The sequence below is a fragment of the Clostridioides sp. ZZV15-6597 genome (assembly GCF_020657815.1).
GTDB lineage: Bacteria > Bacillota > Clostridia > Peptostreptococcales > Peptostreptococcaceae > Clostridioides.
Map to the genome: position 1 here is coordinate 25792 of NZ_JAGWCT010000014.1, position 16389 is coordinate 42180.

At 27.6% G+C, this 16389-nt stretch carries 12 protein-coding genes; 3 read left to right on the top strand and 9 right to left on the bottom strand.

From position 1 onward, the window contains the following. Positions 1–43: 43 nt before the first annotated feature. On the top strand, positions 44–682 hold the full coding sequence (gene recX / locus KGF52_RS05395) for a recombination regulator RecX (protein ID WP_227432519.1): 639 nt from the start codon (positions 44–46) through the stop codon (positions 680–682). 162 nt (positions 683–844) lie between these two features. Further along, positions 845–2848 (top strand): alpha-amylase family glycosyl hydrolase, encoded by a 2004-nt coding sequence (locus KGF52_RS05400; protein WP_227839403.1) that lies wholly within the window; start codon positions 845–847, stop codon positions 2846–2848. Between the two features lie 299 nt (positions 2849–3147). Here KGF52_RS05400 and KGF52_RS05405 read toward each other — a convergent pair whose 3' ends face one another. The 8 genes from KGF52_RS05405 to KGF52_RS05440 all read right to left on the bottom strand — a co-directional run bounded on the left by KGF52_RS05405 (position 3148) and on the right by KGF52_RS05440 (position 13679). Next, a complete protein-coding gene (locus tag KGF52_RS05405) occupies positions 3148–3672 on the bottom strand; it encodes an ECF transporter S component (RefSeq protein ID WP_227839404.1) in 525 nt (174 codons plus the stop codon). A 25-nt stretch (positions 3673–3697) separates the two neighbouring features. Further along, complete coding sequence (locus tag KGF52_RS05410) at positions 3698–4840, bottom strand: pyridoxal-phosphate-dependent aminotransferase family protein (RefSeq protein ID WP_227839405.1); 1143 nt, start codon at positions 4838–4840, stop codon at positions 3698–3700. Positions 4841–5226: 386 nt separating this feature from the next. Continuing rightward, entirely contained in the window at positions 5227–7611 is a 2385-nt protein-coding gene (locus tag KGF52_RS05415; RefSeq protein WP_227839406.1) for an FtsX-like permease family protein, read from the bottom strand. Beyond that, complete coding sequence (locus KGF52_RS05420) at positions 7604–8287, bottom strand: ABC transporter ATP-binding protein (protein WP_227828151.1); 684 nt, start codon at positions 8285–8287, stop codon at positions 7604–7606. The genes KGF52_RS05415 and KGF52_RS05420 overlap by 8 nt, the downstream gene beginning before the upstream one ends. A 115-nt stretch (positions 8288–8402) precedes the next feature. Continuing rightward, positions 8403–9713, bottom strand: a complete 1311-nt coding sequence (locus KGF52_RS05425) for a sensor histidine kinase (RefSeq protein WP_227839407.1) — start codon at positions 9711–9713, stop codon at positions 8403–8405. Beyond that, positions 9707–10414, bottom strand: coding sequence for a response regulator transcription factor (locus KGF52_RS05430; RefSeq protein WP_227839408.1), 708 nt, complete (start codon positions 10412–10414; stop codon positions 9707–9709). The genes KGF52_RS05425 and KGF52_RS05430 overlap by 7 nt, the downstream gene beginning before the upstream one ends. A 325-nt stretch (positions 10415–10739) precedes the next feature. Further along, the gene (locus KGF52_RS05435; RefSeq protein ID WP_227839409.1) at positions 10740–12584 is read right to left on the bottom strand and encodes a 5'-nucleotidase C-terminal domain-containing protein; all 1845 of its coding nucleotides are present in this window, start codon (positions 12582–12584) and stop codon (positions 10740–10742) included. Between the two features lie 210 nt (positions 12585–12794). Next, positions 12795–13679: a DUF4846 domain-containing protein gene (locus KGF52_RS05440; protein ID WP_227839410.1), complete on the bottom strand. Its 885-nt coding sequence runs from the start codon at positions 13677–13679 to the stop codon at positions 12795–12797. Positions 13680–13885: 206 nt separating this feature from the next. Between KGF52_RS05440 and KGF52_RS05445 the strand changes: the two genes are divergently transcribed. Next, positions 13886–14803, top strand: coding sequence for a ribonuclease Z (locus KGF52_RS05445; RefSeq protein ID WP_227839411.1), 918 nt, complete (start codon positions 13886–13888; stop codon positions 14801–14803). Between the two features lie 159 nt (positions 14804–14962). On the opposite strand, the gene KGF52_RS05450 is transcribed toward KGF52_RS05445, so the two are convergent. Beyond that, positions 14963–16297, bottom strand: coding sequence for a CoA-disulfide reductase (locus KGF52_RS05450; RefSeq protein WP_227839412.1), 1335 nt, complete (start codon positions 16295–16297; stop codon positions 14963–14965). Positions 16298–16389: the final 92 nt, after the last annotated feature.

Genomic DNA, 16389 nt, shown 5'->3' on the forward strand with positions numbered 1-16389 from the left:
CTCGATATGGATATATTTGACCATATTTTGAGTAGCAGGAATTATGAGTATAATTACAAAAATAGAACAACAAAAAAGAAATGATGATAGAGTAAATATTTATGTTGATGATAAATTTTTTATTGCTATATTTAAAGAACTTGTTTATACATTTAATTTAAAAAAAGGAAATGAAGTAAATGAAGAGGAATTAAAATCTATTTTAGATGATGAGATGTATATAAAAGCTAAAAATAAAGCATTAAATATTTTGTCTCGTGCTGACCAGTCTGAAAAAAAAATGAAAGAAAAACTATCAGCAGATTTTGAAGAAGATACAATTGATAGAGTTATAGATTTTCTTAAAAATTATAATCTGGTAAATGACAATATATTAGCTCAGAAAATAGTTAATACCAACGTTAATTTAAACAAATGTGGTAAAAACAGAATTAAACAAAATTTATACAATAAAGGTATTGAGAGAAGTGCAATTGATGAAGCAGTATCAGAATTAGACAAAGATACTGAATTTGAAAATGCCATGTATCTAGCAAAAAAAAGATATGAGAGGGTAAAAAAAGAAGATAAAAAGAAAATATATCAAAAAATTTCTCAACATCTTTCCTATAAAGGCTTTGATTATGATATTATTAAAAGAGTTTTAAATAAACTTTTAAATTTTGATGAATCTGATATATAAGTATATTTTTAAATATACTAAGGAGGTAAATTATGAAACTAATTATTGGTGGTTTAAGCTTTTTATTAGGATTATATAATATATATCAATTATATAGAGAAGATAGTATGAGATAAGTATTATTTTATTAAAAGATAATATTTATTATGGAGGGGAAATCAAATGAAAAGTCAAAAAAGATTTAAAATTTTAGATGTTGATATTTACCTACAACCATTCGAATCTGACATAAAAAAAAGAATGAAACACTATGAAGATGTAAAAGCAAAAATATTAACTAACTGTGAAAATTTTAGTTCTTTTGCAAATGCTCATCTTTATTATGGATTCCATCAAACAAATGATGGATGGTTTTATAGAGAGTGGGCTCCAAATGCAGATAGTTTATCATTAATTGGTGACTTTAATAATTGGAATAGAAAATCCCATCCTCTAAAAAAAATAGATTCTGGTAATTGGGAAATTTTCATACCTGATAAAAACAGCTTACCTCATAAATCCGAGGTGAAGGTACAGGTCACTGCAAATGGTGAAACATTTGACCGTATACCATTATACATAAAGAGGGTAATACAAAAGGATTCTGGTAACTTTAATGGGCAGATATGGCAACCAAAAACTCGATTTAGTTGGACTGATAATGAATTTGACTTAAAAAACATAACTTCTCCTTTAATCTACGAATGTCACATAGGTATGGCTACTGAAAAAGAATCTATTGGAACTTATAATGAATTTACTGAAAACATACTTCCTAGGATAAAGAAATCTGGATACAATACTATTCAACTTATGGCTATCATGGAACATCCATATTATGCTTCTTTTGGATACCAAGTTTCAAACTTTTATTCAATTTCATCTAGGTTCGGTACACCTGAAGACTTAAAAAACCTTATAAATACGGCTCATTCAATGGGAATTGCTGTTTTGTTAGATTTAGTTCACTCTCATGCTGTAAAAAATACTTTAGAGGGAATAAATGAATTTGATGGAAGTGAGCACCAATTTTTCCATTCAGGTTCAAAAGGTAATCACCCTGCTTGGGGAACAAAGCTCTTTAACTACGGTAAACCTGAGGTAATTCATTTTTTACTTTCAAATATAAAATTTTGGCTAAATGAGTATCATTTTGATGGTTTTAGATTTGATGGTGTAACCTCAATGCTATATCATAACCATGGTCTTGGAGTTTCATTTGACAGTTATAAAAAGTATTTCAGTACAAATACAGATATGGAAGCTATAACATACCTTCAATTTGCAAATGAACTAATAAAAGAAATCAAACCTAATTCAATAAGCATTGCAGAAGATATGAGTGGAATGCCTGGAATGTGTATACCTATAAGAGATGGTGGAATTGGCTTTGACTATAGATTAGCAATGGGAGTACCTGATTTTTGGATAAAAACTATTTCAAATTCTTATGATGAAAATTGGGATTTAGGCAAAATGTGGCACGAGCTTACTACTAGACGCCCTGGTGAAAAAAACATTGGATATTGTGAATCTCATGACCAAGCATTAGTTGGTGACAAGACAATTATATTTTGGTTAGCAGATAAAGAAATGTACTGGAATATGGAAATAAACTCAAATAATCATATTATTGATAGAGCTATTGCTCTAAACAAACTAATTAAATTAGCAACATTTTCTCTAGCTGGTGAAGGATACCTAAATTTTATGGGAAATGAATTTGGACACCCTGAATGGATTGATTTTCCACGTGAAGGAAACAATTGGAGTTATAAATATGCTAGAAGACAATGGAGTCTTTCAGAAAATGATAACTTAAAATATAAACAACTATTAAACTTTGATAAATCTATGCTTGAACTTACAAAATACAGTGATATTTTTACACAGAATAGTTATGAACTTGTACATATAGATAATGATAAAAAACTTTTAGTATACAGTAAAGGTAAATATTTATTTATATTTAATTTTCATCCTAATCTGATGCAATCAGTAGATATATCAAAATTCCAAGACAAAAAATACAAGACAGTATTGAGTACTGATATGATAGAATTTGGAGGAAAAACAAGCCTAGAAAACTTAGTAGACTACGATGTCTATTTTACTTCTACTCCTCCATCTTCTAAAATACCTATTGCATCTCGCACAGCAATAGTACTTTTAAATAATACTATCTAGATATAAATAACTACTAAAAGCCAAATAACAATTTTGATTTTGATACAAAATGCTATTTGGCTAATTTATTTTCTTGCTACTTAATTATTTTTTATGGTTGACATTATAATTTCCAACTTTTAATTTGTGGCATTATATTCATCTTAACAGTCTGAGGCTTTAAAGCATTTCTAACTTTATACCTTGTAACTGATAACATCGTAATTAACCTCTATCCTAAATTTTTTTATCATTATATACTCTATCTTAATATTATACAATATAATTTGCCCTATCAAAAACCTTAATCTATTCAATATCTATCTTATACATTTTTTTAATGCTTTAGAAATAGGAAGTGCTATTATAAGACCTATTAATACCTGCATTAAATTGCCTGGTATTGAAGTAAGTGGAGTTATAAAATTACCATAAAGTATAACCTCTGTTACATAATATCCAAACAACATCCAAATTGATGAAACTACTACTCCTATTACATTAATCAAAAAATTTTCTCCATTCTTGCCATTTGCCCATACAATCTTTCCAAGTAAATACCCCATGACACCTCTGACTATAAATGTAAATGGAGCCCATAGAGTCCACCCAGATATCAAATCAAAGAGAGCCATCCCAATAGCACCAGATAAAGCACCTTTTTTACTTCCAAATACTATTGCTGATATAAATAACATTGCTGTTCCTAAATGTACAAGACCTCCATTTATAGATATTGGCAATCTTATATTTATAAATTTAGTTGCAACAAATACCAACGCTATTAATAGTGAAGTTTCCACCAAATCTTTTGTTGTAAACTTCTGTTTAGCTGTAACTTCCATACCGTATCCCCCTTTTATATTGTGACTAAAAATAATATTTATTAAATAAATCTATTAAACTTCCATTTGCATTAAATTCTAGTTCTTTTAAACTTTTATCTAATACATTTAATATGTGAACTATTTTATCAAGATTAGCATTTTCCCCCATATGACCTATTCTCAAAATAGTATCCATATATTGATTTAACGATGTTGCAACAAGTGTATTGTAATTTTCAAGCATATAATCAGTAAGTTTTAATGCTCCTATACTTTCAGGTATTTTTATTGCTGTCACTGTATTAGAATATCCTTCTTCTAAAAATAATTCTAAACCATATTCTTCAACAGCTTGTCTTACACTAGAAGCTATTTTCTCATGTCTACTTAATACCTTTTCTACACCCTCTTCTAGTATATTGTCTAATGCTCTATCAAGACCCATTATGTCACTTATTGGCATTGTATAGGGGAAATATTTTTTTTCATAATATCCTTCCCATATACTTAAATTACAATAAAAACCTACTATGTCTGTTTTTCTATTTTTTATACAATTCTTTGCATCTTGACTTATACCAACTATAGTAAGACCCGCAGGTGCAGAAATAGCTTTTTGAGAACCTCCTAATATTACATCTATTTTAGATTCATCTACATTTAACCTTTCTCCCACCATACCTGCTACAGAATCAACTACAGTTAAGATTCCATATTCCTTCAATAGTGGACATATCTTACTTACATCATTTAATACACCTGTTGGAGTATCACAATGAACCACTGTTGCATATTTAAAATCATTATCCTTTTCTAAAAACTTTCTTAGCTCATCAACATCTATACTTTTTGTATATTCACTTGAAAAAAGCACATACTCCCCACCATACATATTTACAAAGTCTTTAAATCCCTCTCCATATATACCATTGTCAATTACAAGAACCCTATCATCCTTCTCAGTCAGTGATGCACAAGCTGCTTCAAGTCCCAATATTCCTTCACCACTTAATATGTAAATATCGTTCTTTGTACCAACTATATTTCCAAATTTTTCACATGTCTTCTTATAAAATTCAACAAAATCAACATCTATATCTGGGTTAGTTGTTTTCTCTGCTCTTATTAATCTTACATTTTCTCTAGTTTCTGTTGGTCCTGGTGCATAATTGATTTTATTATTCATATATATCAGCTCCTTTTTATTTTCTATACGATTATTATACAAAATTTTCATTTTTTATGGTACAATTTTAAGTTTTTTTAAAATTGTACCGATACATTTTTTCTAATAACAATCTTCTGAATATTAAACATACTCTTATTTACTACTTAAATCTATACATTTTTTCTGATAACAATCTTCTGAACATTAAACACACTATCACTTACCACTTAAATTGATAAGTTATATTGATAAGAATTTTATAACAATAAAAACGACAAAAAACAGGACATATGAACATTTAAGCCACTTGCCCTGTATTTGTATATATTATCAACCTAATTTAATTCTATTTTTATATTTTCTCTAATTCTGTTTAAAAATTAAATATAGCTTTCTATACATTTTTATTCACTATATCTTACTCTATCAATAAGAGATTCTTTGTTAAAACTTCTTCCTATTAAGTAAGTTGTTATAAATTGAGCTATAAGGATAAATACAGCCATAAATAAAATTGGTACTATTGGTAAAGCGTATGTTGCATATGATAATCCAGTTTTTCTTAAAAATACAACTGCAAAGTATCCTAACGTACCTCCAAAGACGATACTTCCTATCATCATTCTAGAAGTGTAATATATAGCTTCTGAATTAAGCATTTTTACTAATTGCTTATTAGTAAGTCCAATTGCTTGAAGCATCCCAAGTTCTTTTTTTCTAGTAACTATACTAGTTATCATTGTATTTACAAGATTCATAAATCCAATAACACCTATTATACCAGTTAAAGTATAGCCCATTATTTTTATAAATGAGATTGTAGCCTTATTTGATTCGATTCTACTATCTATAAAATCCGTTTCTAAATATCCGTTAGATTTAGCAATTTTCTTTATAGTGTCTTTAACTTCTTGATACTTTCCTTCTTCAGTATATATTCCAATGGTACTTGTTGTATCATATTTCAAAGTTCTATCTATAAAATCTTTTCCTATCCCAAAACTTGGAGTTCCCATAGCTATTGCTTGAACTTTAAATTCTTTTTTTATCTCTTTATCTCCATCATATAGAGTTAATTTTATTTTATCTCCAGCCTTTACACCCATTTCTTTTGCTGTATCAAGGTGAGTAATGACTATTTCATCTCCTGTTTGTAACCTTTCAAAATTTATTTTTCCATCTATTAGATTTTTATTTAATGAATTCACATCATTTTCGTTTATGCTCTGTAAAAGGTCATGTTCAAATTCAACATTATAATCTTCCATTCCAATTTTTACAGAGTTTCCTAATTCAGTTTTTTTGACTCCCTCTATACTCTTTATTTGATTTAAAAAATCTTTACCTAATGGATTATTCATTTGTAGAATATTCAAATTATTTTCAGGATTCTTGTCGCTATTCATTTCATATCCAGTAAATCTAACTTCTATATCATAAGGGAAATGCTCTCTAGCCATCTTCTCAGCGTTAAAACTTTCTAAAGCAGTCGATACTGTTATAAATATAGTTCCACTTAATATAAGAGATGTCAATGTCATATAAGTACGCTTTTTATTTCTTTCTAAATTCGCTTTTGATAAGTTCTTTAAATTTATATTTTTATGCCCTTTTCTATTCTTTTTACCACTTATTTCATTTCCAGTATATCTTACTGCATCAACTATAGATACTTTTGAAGCTACTTTCATTGGTTTCAAAAGTGATAAAACAACAGATATAAAACTTATTACCACAACTAATAATAACACTGGTAATTGTGATGATTTTACATCTACATCCATAAATGATTTTATTATAATATTTGCAAGTGCATAGCCTAAAATTATTCCTACTGGTATTGCTATCCCAGCTAATATAAAGCCTTCCTTAAACACTATCGTTTTTACTTGTTTTTTAGTTGCACCAATTGCTCTAAGTTTTCCAAATTCTTGAACTTTGGTAACTATTGAGATGTAAAATATATTATATATTACCAAAATACTAGATAATACAATTACTAAGCCTATAAAAACTCCACCCATAATTGTTTCCATATCTGGTTTTAAAGCATTTATATAATTTTCATTTACAAGTACATTATTAGTATCTAATCCTATATCATTAGCAATCTTATTTAATTTTTCTTTTGCCTGTTCTATAGATAAATCGCTCTTATCTTTTAATCTAACATATATATTGAAATCTTCTTGTGACATATCTCTAGTATTTTTCATATATGTTTCTGATATAATAGCAGAATAATACTTTCCTGCTTCATATATTTCACTAGTTTCTAAGATTCCAGTTATTATAAATTCTTTTTCCATTCTTTTGTCGCTTTTATAATCATCATAAGCTACTTTTATTTTTTCACCTAATTTTTGACCATGACCTAATGCTTTTAAAGCTCCACTATCTAGTACTATTTCATTTTCTTTTGTTGGTAATTTTCCTTTTATAAATTCAAAATTATTTAATTTTAAGCCCTCTTCATTCATATATGATAATGAAATAGTTGTATCATCTTCTAGTTTCTCAACACCTACTCCATTCATTTTTCCAGTTAGCTCAATATCTGTGTGATTACTTAATATGTCAGCTTGTTTTTCATTTACATTTGCTAATACTCCTTGATAATTTCCTGCATACTTTATTGTATTTTCCTTTTGATATTCTCTTGTATCGACAATATAAATACCTATAGATGAAAGCATCAATGTTGAAAGTATTATAGTGATTATTATTAATATACTTTTTGATTTATTTTGTTTTACATTATTTTTTGCTATTTTAGTAGTATTAATCATTTTTGTCACCAACCTTTGATACCTTGCCATCCTCTATAAATATAACTCTATCAGCCATTTGAGCTATACTATCATCATGAGTTATCATAACTAAAGTTTGACTATATTTCTTAGACATGGACTTTAGTATACTCATAACTTCATCTGATGTTTTAGAATCTAAGTTTCCAGTCGGTTCATCAGCAAGTATTATAGCTGGTCTTGTTGCCAAAGCTCTTGCTATTGCTACTCTTTGTTGTTGACCTCCTGATAATGTATTTGGTAAAACATCATGTTTATTTTCAAGTCCCAAAGATTTTAAAAGGTCTCTTATAAAGTTTTCATCCACAGCTCTTCCATCTAAACCTATTGGTAATACTACATTTTCCCACACATTAAGAGATGGAATCAAATTGTAACTTTGAAATATAAAGCCTATTTTTCTTCTTCTAAATACGGCAAGTTCTTCTTCTTTCAATGTAAATATGTTTTTATTATCAATGTATACCTTGCCAGATGTAGGTATATCAAGACCACCTATCATATGTAATAATGTACTTTTTCCAGAGCCAGATTTACCTATTATAGCTACAAATTCACCTTCATTTATTTCTAAATTTACATCATCTAAAGCTTTTACTAGGCTTTCTCCTTTTCCATAATGTTTTGATAAACTTTCAGTATATAATATTTTCATAAAATTATCCCCTCACTCTAAGTTATGTTGCTCCTTAATCATTTACTTTTAATTTGTGGAGCTGTTTATACTTATATAATATATGTAGAGGATTACATTCTCCTTTCAGGAAACATTACATAGTTGTAAGAAACAAAGAAAATTTACTTCCTTTTCCTAGGTTAGAAGATACCATAATATTACCACCTTGTTCTTCTAAAATTTTTCTACTTAAATACAATCCTACACCACTACCTTCTATAGATTCAATTTCTTCATCTATTCCTCTATAAAAACGTTTAAATATATTATTAAATTCGTTTTTGGCAATTCCTCTACCATTATCCTCTATTATGATTTTAAAATAGTTTACAGTCTCTTCTATAGATATATTTACTTGTCCATTTCTTTCTGTATACTTAACAGCATTATCTAATACATTAAAAATACTTTCCTCAGTCCATTTTTTATCATGAGGTATAATTCTACTATTAAATTCATTTAATTTTAATGTTATATTTTTACTTTTTGCTTTAGGTGTTACACTTTCTATAGCATTTAAAATAGTACTTTTTATGTCATTATCTTCTTTTTTTATGCTTATCATACTAATCTCTAGCCTTGATATGTTGACTAAAGAATTTATTAAGTTTTCCAATTTATTTATAGAATTTTTATTAGTCAATAAAAATTCCTGTGCTTCATCTTCGTCTAAATCTTCTTCTATAAGTAATGTATTGTATAATTTTAATGATGCTAAAGGAGTTTTTAATTGGTGGGAAATATCTGTTACCAATGATTTTACACTTTCTTTCTCTTTTTCTAATTTAATAAACTTTATCTTTAAGCTCCTATTTAACTCATACAGACAGTTGTTAATCTTACTAAATGTACCCTCTTTAAAATACTCATTGTATTCTACTAAATATCCAAAACTATCTAACTTGGTACCTTCTTTTAAATAATTTTCTTGTGACATTTGCTCCACTATAAAATAAATCTTGCTTAAACTTTTGTTTATAAATCTTATAAAATAATATATTATTCCTGTAACAGCTATAAACATCATTAAAAAAACAAAAATTGATTCTTTAAAAAAAGATTTTAAATATATGCCAAAGTTTTTATCATTTGACATTTTATTTTCTAGCCCATATCCGAATTTTTCAAGTGCTTTTTCTCCAACCTCTGCCTTGCTATAGTCAAAATTATAAATAGACTTTATTATATCTACCTCATCATCTGGATATTTTTCAATCAACATACCTGCAATACTTTGAGTATTTTTTATTTGATATTCATATAAGTCATATAGTCTATTGTATTCAAAAAATATAAATACAAGTGTTACTACAAGCATAGATAAAATAGAATATATAACAACCTTTTTCATTATATAATCTTCTTTAATGCTCAAATTATCTTTGATATTTATATCTTTTAACATTTTTTTATACTCCTTTCTTCCCATATATATCCCACTCCTCTTACTGTTTTTATATACTTAGGTTCAGAAGGATTTTTTTCTACTTTTTGTCTAAGTCTTCTTATATTTACTGCGACTGTATTATCATCTACAAAATTACCACTACTATCCCATAAAGATTCTAATAGTTGTTCTTTAGTCAAAGCTTGCATTGAATTTTCCATCAAATATCTTAATAGTTTAGTTTCTGTTTTACTTAAAATTATTTCTTCTTCTTTGTCATCATTTTTTATAACCAATTTATTTTCTATATAATAAAAAAACAAATCATCACAAACCAATAAAGTATAATTCTTTACTGTGTTTACCCTTTTCATAAATGCATTTACTTTTGAGATTAACACCATCAAACTAAATGGCTTTGTAATATAATCATCTGCTCCTAAATCATAACCTGTAACAATATCCACTTCTTCATCAAGTGCTGTAAGCATTATTATGTAAACATCACTTTTCTTTCTAATCTCCTCACAAAAATCAAACCCACTTCCATCTGGTAGACCTATATCAGAAATAATTAAATTTATATCCTCCTTAAAAAAAATACCTCTTGCCTCTTCTATACTAAATGTATTAAAAACATTGTATCCTTCTTTTTTTAATTTAAAGCTAATCCCTCTATTTAAAGATTTATCATCTTCTAAAAGTAATATATTATTCATGCTTTTCCCTCCATTATTATGTATACTAGCTAAATTATATCATACTAACTAAGCCATTTTATTTGACAATTTATAAATATTTTTTAATCACCAAGAAGATTTTACACACTTAGATAATAAAATAAACATACCAATAATAAGTTAATAATATATTTATTTTAATCAAGAGTACAATTATTGATTGGATATTACTATACTAAATATAAAAAAACAAAGGTAATCCAGTATTCAAACATCCAATTACCTTTGCTTAAGTTTATATTTTATCTAAGACTCAATATCTATTTATTAATAAATAGATATTGAGTCTATTTTATTATTTATTTCATTTTAATTTTTTCTTTTTTAAATTTATCTGGTTAGTGTTAAATAAGTAAATTAAAACACTTGAAGCTGCAAATATAAACATACTATCTTTTATACCTAAATCGCCTGTTTTAGGAGATTTCTCTTTAATTTCTGCTTTGGATGCTTTTACATTAGAACTTTCTCTAACTTTCATTTTATCTAAATTTTTACGTTTATTCTCATTCGAGTTTTTTGCATCCTCATTATTTATGATATCTTCGCCATCATTTAAATTATCTTCATCATGATTTAGTACTAAGTTACTCTCATTACTGTTAATTATCAATTCTTCCTTGGTTTTAATACTAATTCTTCCATCTACACTCTTACAGATTTCTTTTTTATACTCTATATACTCAATTACTGCGCTTTCTAAACTTCCAAAATCTTTTAACATTGGCTCTTTTGACAAACAAGGAAATTCATCTCCACCTAATGCTATATAATCATTAGTTGCAACTGTATACTCTTTATTCATATCTAGTGATTTTCCATCTTTCATAATACCAGTTATTTTTTCACCTTCTCTCTGCTTTGGGTCAAAATAGTATGAGATTCCACCCACTTGTAAAAAAGCCGAATTTTTTTCTGGATAAAGTTTTACTCCATGTTCTAAAACACTTTTAATTTGTTCTCCTGTAAGTTTTTTAGTAACTATAGTGTTGCTAAAAGGAAATACATCTGCAACACTTCTTCTTGTTATATCCCCTTTTTCAATTGTATCCCTTATATTCCCACCATTAAATAGAGAAATATCTGCTTTAGTTTTATCTAATAAGATATCACTTATTAAATTGCCTAAATTAGTTTCTTTTGTCCTTACATTTTCGTATGAACCATCTAGAGTATTTTTTGTTACTCCTATAACTTTATCTAAAACTTTTTCCTGTTGTTTCTTTATTTCACCAACCTTTTCACTTACACTAGAATCAAGCTTATACTCTAATACTTCTTCTTTTTCAATTAGTCTTGCTGATTTATTTTCTATTTTTATATGTTCTGTATCATTAGTATCCAATGTTAACTTTACTTCACCAATATGTTCTAGGTATTGTCCTGTACTTACAATCAGTGTATTGCCAACCTGTTTGCCATTTTCAAACTTAGTATGACTGTGACCATCAATAATTAAATCAATACCATGAACTTTATTTGCTATATCTATACTGTTTGGCTTACTTAAACTATTAGTTCCAATATGAGATATTGCAACTATTACATCGGCGCCTTTTCTTTTTAATTCATTTACTTGCTCTGTTGCACTTTCTATAGGATTTCTAAACTCTAATCCTTCTACATTTTTAGAGCCTGTCTTACTTTTTGTTTCTTGGGTTGTAAGCCCAAAAAATCCTATTTTTATGCCATCTATTTCTTTTATATCATTACTATCAAATACGTTCTTACCATCTTCAAATATATTTGATGCCAAAAATTTTAAAGCTTTATCTCCTGAATTAGCAATTTGAGATAGCTCTAACAATCTATCTTTTCCATAATTAAAGTCATGATTTCCTGGAGTGATATAGTCATATCCAACACTTTTAATTAATTCAATTGCGTCTTCACCTTTATTCATATTTACTATTGGTAATCCATGTAAGCAATCTCCTGCATCTACTAAAATTGAATTTGGAGTTTCCTTTTTTAACGTAGCTAGATTACCTATCTGTATATACTCATCGCCCTCAGCATATCTTCCATGTATGTCATTAGTGTGAAAAATTGTTATTTCTTTAAAGCTCTCTAGCCCATAAGAAATAAAACTCTGACTTGTTGTAATTAGAATTATAATTACTAAAATTAAATATCTTCTAATTTTCAATATAAGTTATCCTCCTAAAATTAGTTTCAGCTTTAAAATAAGACTCTTATTTTAAGATAAAGCTTTTTAGATAAATATTAAAATATACAAAGTTAATCATTTCGATTTTTAATATTTATCTATAAATTTAATTTTGTCCATATCCAACAAGTTTTAATCTAATTACATTTTTTCACACTTATATTTTTCATTTATTTTATATGTATTTTTTTAGAACCTTTTTAGCTGGTCTCTTTTAAAAGTCCATTGAGGAATTGTTAAATCCCCCTCAAAATTCAAGTTATACCAAGGACTTAAATTTGGTTGTTTACGATTAATAAGAAGCTGAGTTTGTTGAGCAGGCATATAACTTTGAGCTATCATAAAGACCTTTTCTCCAGTTTTTTTATTTTCTGCCATATCCATAATTATACTTGCATGTCCTGGACTGCCTCCAACTATAAAAACATCCCCTATTTTCATATCATCAAGCTGTACAGGTTTTAATTCTTTTTCAAGCGATAAAGTACCTGAATAAGCAAATACTATATCCATAAATTTTCTAAAACTCTCATATGATGTTGAATATTCACTTGCTTTATACCAACTTGAACCACTATCTTTTACTGAAACCCTATAACCTTCTGCCCATTTTGAATACTTAGCCTTAAAACCATCCACAAAGTCAAAACTTATTTCATCATATCTCTTATTCTTATACAGGTATTCTGCTCTCATAAGCATAATTGCATCTGCACATTGATGCAAATCTCTATCGCCAATATCGACATCGAATACACTATCATAGATTCCTTTTGATTCCTTATTCCTACCATCGTAATACTTGACTTTCTCACCATAATTTTTCAACTTAGTATTCCTCAAAAAACTTTCAAAACTACCTTTTTCTACCTCAACCCTTTTAAATCCTTTTGGTGGTTCATACCTATCTTTTAATATATTTTCATCTTTATGTACTACAATAGCTTGATCTTCTTTTTTAGAACCTTGAATTTTGTTAGAACCTTCAACTGTTTTTTTACTTTCCCCATTACTACATCCAACTAAAGTCAATATTATCAATGATAAAATAGTAATTCTTTTTGACAGTTTCATTAGACTTACCTCCTATAAATTTTTCAAAAATAAATTTAAAGTTATACTTATAGATTTTTTGTATATTATTATACAAAGTTTCTATTTACTAATATTTCTTGACTCAAATACACATTTATTGTTGTATTTAATGTTAAAATAATTATAATAGGATATCATAATAAAAACAAACAACAGATTTGTGTTAATTTTAGAAAGGGGAAAAAATGATAGATTTAACTTTACTTGGATGTGGTGGAAATGTACCCATGCCACATAGATTTCTATCTTCTGTATTTATGAATTATAAAGGTAGAAAAATACTAATTGACTGTGGTGAAGGCACTCAAGTATCTATGAAGTTGAAAAAATGTGGCTTTAAAGATATAGACTTGATTTGTATAACACATTTACATGGTGACCATATATTTGGACTTTTAGGGCTTCTATCAACGATTGGAAATAGCGGTCGTACAAGTGATTTAACTATAGTTGGCCCTATTGGAATAATTGATTGTATTCGTTCTATGAGAAATTTAGTAGAATATATACCCTATACTTTAAAAATTATAGAAAATCCTCAAGGTAGTTTTTCTTTAGATAATGAGTATTTAAAAAACATAGAGATTTCAACAATCCCTTTAGAACATTCTATAGAGTGTATAGGATATAGTTTTAATTTTAAAAGAAATCCTAAATTTGATATAAATAAAGCAACTCAAAATAAAGTTCCTAAAACAATATGGAAAAAGCTTCAAAATGGTCAAAGTATTGTTTTAGATTCAAAAAAATACACTCCAGACATGGTTTTAGGAGAATCAAGAAAAGGAGTTAAAATAAGTCTTACAACAGACACAAGACCTATAGACTCAATACCTAACTTTATAAAAGATAGTGATTTATTTATATGTGAAGCTATGTATGGTGATGATTTAGATATTTCAAAAGCTGTCAAAAACAAGCATATGACTTTTAGAGAAGCTGCAAATCTTGCAAAACTAGGAAATGTTAAGCAACTTTTATTGACACACTTTAGCCCATCATTAGATATGCCTAATATGTACTTAGAAAATGCTACTAACGTTTTTGAAAATACGATTATTGGTGAAGATAGACTTAGTTTACACTTAAATTTTGATGAATAATTAATTTTATAGCTTTAGTAAAAATTATCCGTAATAAAAATTTAGGAATGAGCTTACCTTAGATAAAATTATTTTAGGGTAAACTCATTCCTTTAGTATTTATTACTATTATTTAATTTATTAATAATTACGTAATTATTAATAATTGCTTAGATAAAATTATTTAGATACATTTCCAGCTACATTTAATACATCCCATGTTCTTGCAAATGGAGGAGCATAACATAAATCTAACATACCAAGTTGACTTGTAGTCATTTTTCCAAAGATAGCAGCTGCTAACACATTAGTTCTTTGAACAGCATCTTTAAAACCAGCTACTTGCCCACCTAAAATAACTTTTGTATCTGCATCATAAATAAGTTTTACATATATTTTATTTCTTCCAGGATAATAATGAGTTTGATTATAATCAGAAATAAATTTGGATTTGAAGTTTAATCCCAAAGCATTAGCTTGTTTCTCTGTAATTCCAGTTGAGGCAGCCTCCATATCCATAACCTTTATACAACTTGAAGATAGAGAACCTTGATAAGAGACTTCTTTACCTGCTAGATTTTCTCCTACTATCCTACCTAATTTATTTGCTCCAGTTGCTAAAGGTATATATGCGTTTTCATTGCTTACTATATTCTTTATAGTCGCACAATCGCCAGCAGAATATATATCTTCAACAGAAGTTCTTCCATATTCATCAACTACTATAGCTCCATTTTTTAATGTTTTTATATTTGTGTTTTGTAAAAATTCCGTGTTCGGTTTTACACCAGTAGCAATTATCACAACATCTGTATCTATTTCACCTTTATTTGTTATTACTTTTTCCACTCTATCTTTTCCAGACAATTCTACAACTATCTCATTCAAATGCAATTTGACATCGTGATTCCTTATTTCATCCTCTAAGACATCTGTAATTTCCTTATCAAATACTTGTGGTAATATTCTCTCTTCCAATTGAACTACTTGTACATCTTTACCCAATTTCTTGCATGCTTCAACTGCTTCTAATCCTATAAATCCAGCACCTATTATAGTTACTTTTTTTATTTCTTTTCCACTTAATAATTTTTTTAGATATTCTCCATCATATAAGCTTTTTAGTGTAGAAACATTTTTTAAATTTATATTTTTTATAGGAGGCATTATGCTTCTTGCTCCAGTTGCTATCATCAATTTATCATAGTAATCTTCGTATATCTCATCTGTTTTTACATTTTTTATTTTTATTTTCTTAGACTCAGTATCAACTGCAATAACTTCTCTAAATATATTTAAATCAATACCAGATTCTCTAAGTTTTTCAGGTGTTCTTGCCAATAAATCATTAGCATCATCAAAAAAACCACCTACAAAATATGGCAATCCACAAGCTCCAAAAGACACTATTTCAGTTTTTTCATAAACTACAACCTCATATTCAGGTTTAATTCTTTTTAATTTCGCTGCAGCACTCATACCAGCTGCAACACCACCAATTATTATTACTCTCATTTTATCTCTCCTTAGACGTCTAATTAATTTCTCTACTTATTTTAAACTTTTCATTTGATATCTATTCTATGTATATATTTTCATGATAATTT

Coding starts and splice junctions, on each gene's coding strand:
- recX (WP_227432519.1), top strand. CDS start 44: ATGAGTATAATTACAAAAATAGAACAACAAAAAAGAAATGATGATAGA.
- KGF52_RS05400 (WP_227839403.1), top strand. CDS start 845: ATGAAAAGTCAAAAAAGATTTAAAATTTTAGATGTTGATATTTACCTA.
- KGF52_RS05405 (WP_227839404.1), bottom strand. CDS start 3,672: ATGGAAGTTACAGCTAAACAGAAGTTTACAACAAAAGATTTGGTGGAA.
- KGF52_RS05410 (WP_227839405.1), bottom strand. CDS start 4,840: ATGAATAATAAAATCAATTATGCACCAGGACCAACAGAAACTAGAGAA.
- KGF52_RS05415 (WP_227839406.1), bottom strand. CDS start 7,611: ATGATTAATACTACTAAAATAGCAAAAAATAATGTAAAACAAAATAAA.
- KGF52_RS05420 (WP_227828151.1), bottom strand. CDS start 8,287: ATGAAAATATTATATACTGAAAGTTTATCAAAACATTATGGAAAAGGA.
- KGF52_RS05425 (WP_227839407.1), bottom strand. CDS start 9,713: ATGTTAAAAGATATAAATATCAAAGATAATTTGAGCATTAAAGAAGAT.
- KGF52_RS05430 (WP_227839408.1), bottom strand. CDS start 10,414: ATGAATAATATATTACTTTTAGAAGATGATAAATCTTTAAATAGAGGG.
- KGF52_RS05440 (WP_227839410.1), bottom strand. CDS start 13,679: ATGAAACTGTCAAAAAGAATTACTATTTTATCATTGATAATATTGACT.
- KGF52_RS05445 (WP_227839411.1), top strand. CDS start 13,886: ATGATAGATTTAACTTTACTTGGATGTGGTGGAAATGTACCCATGCCA.
- KGF52_RS05450 (WP_227839412.1), bottom strand. CDS start 16,297: ATGAGAGTAATAATAATTGGTGGTGTTGCAGCTGGTATGAGTGCTGCA.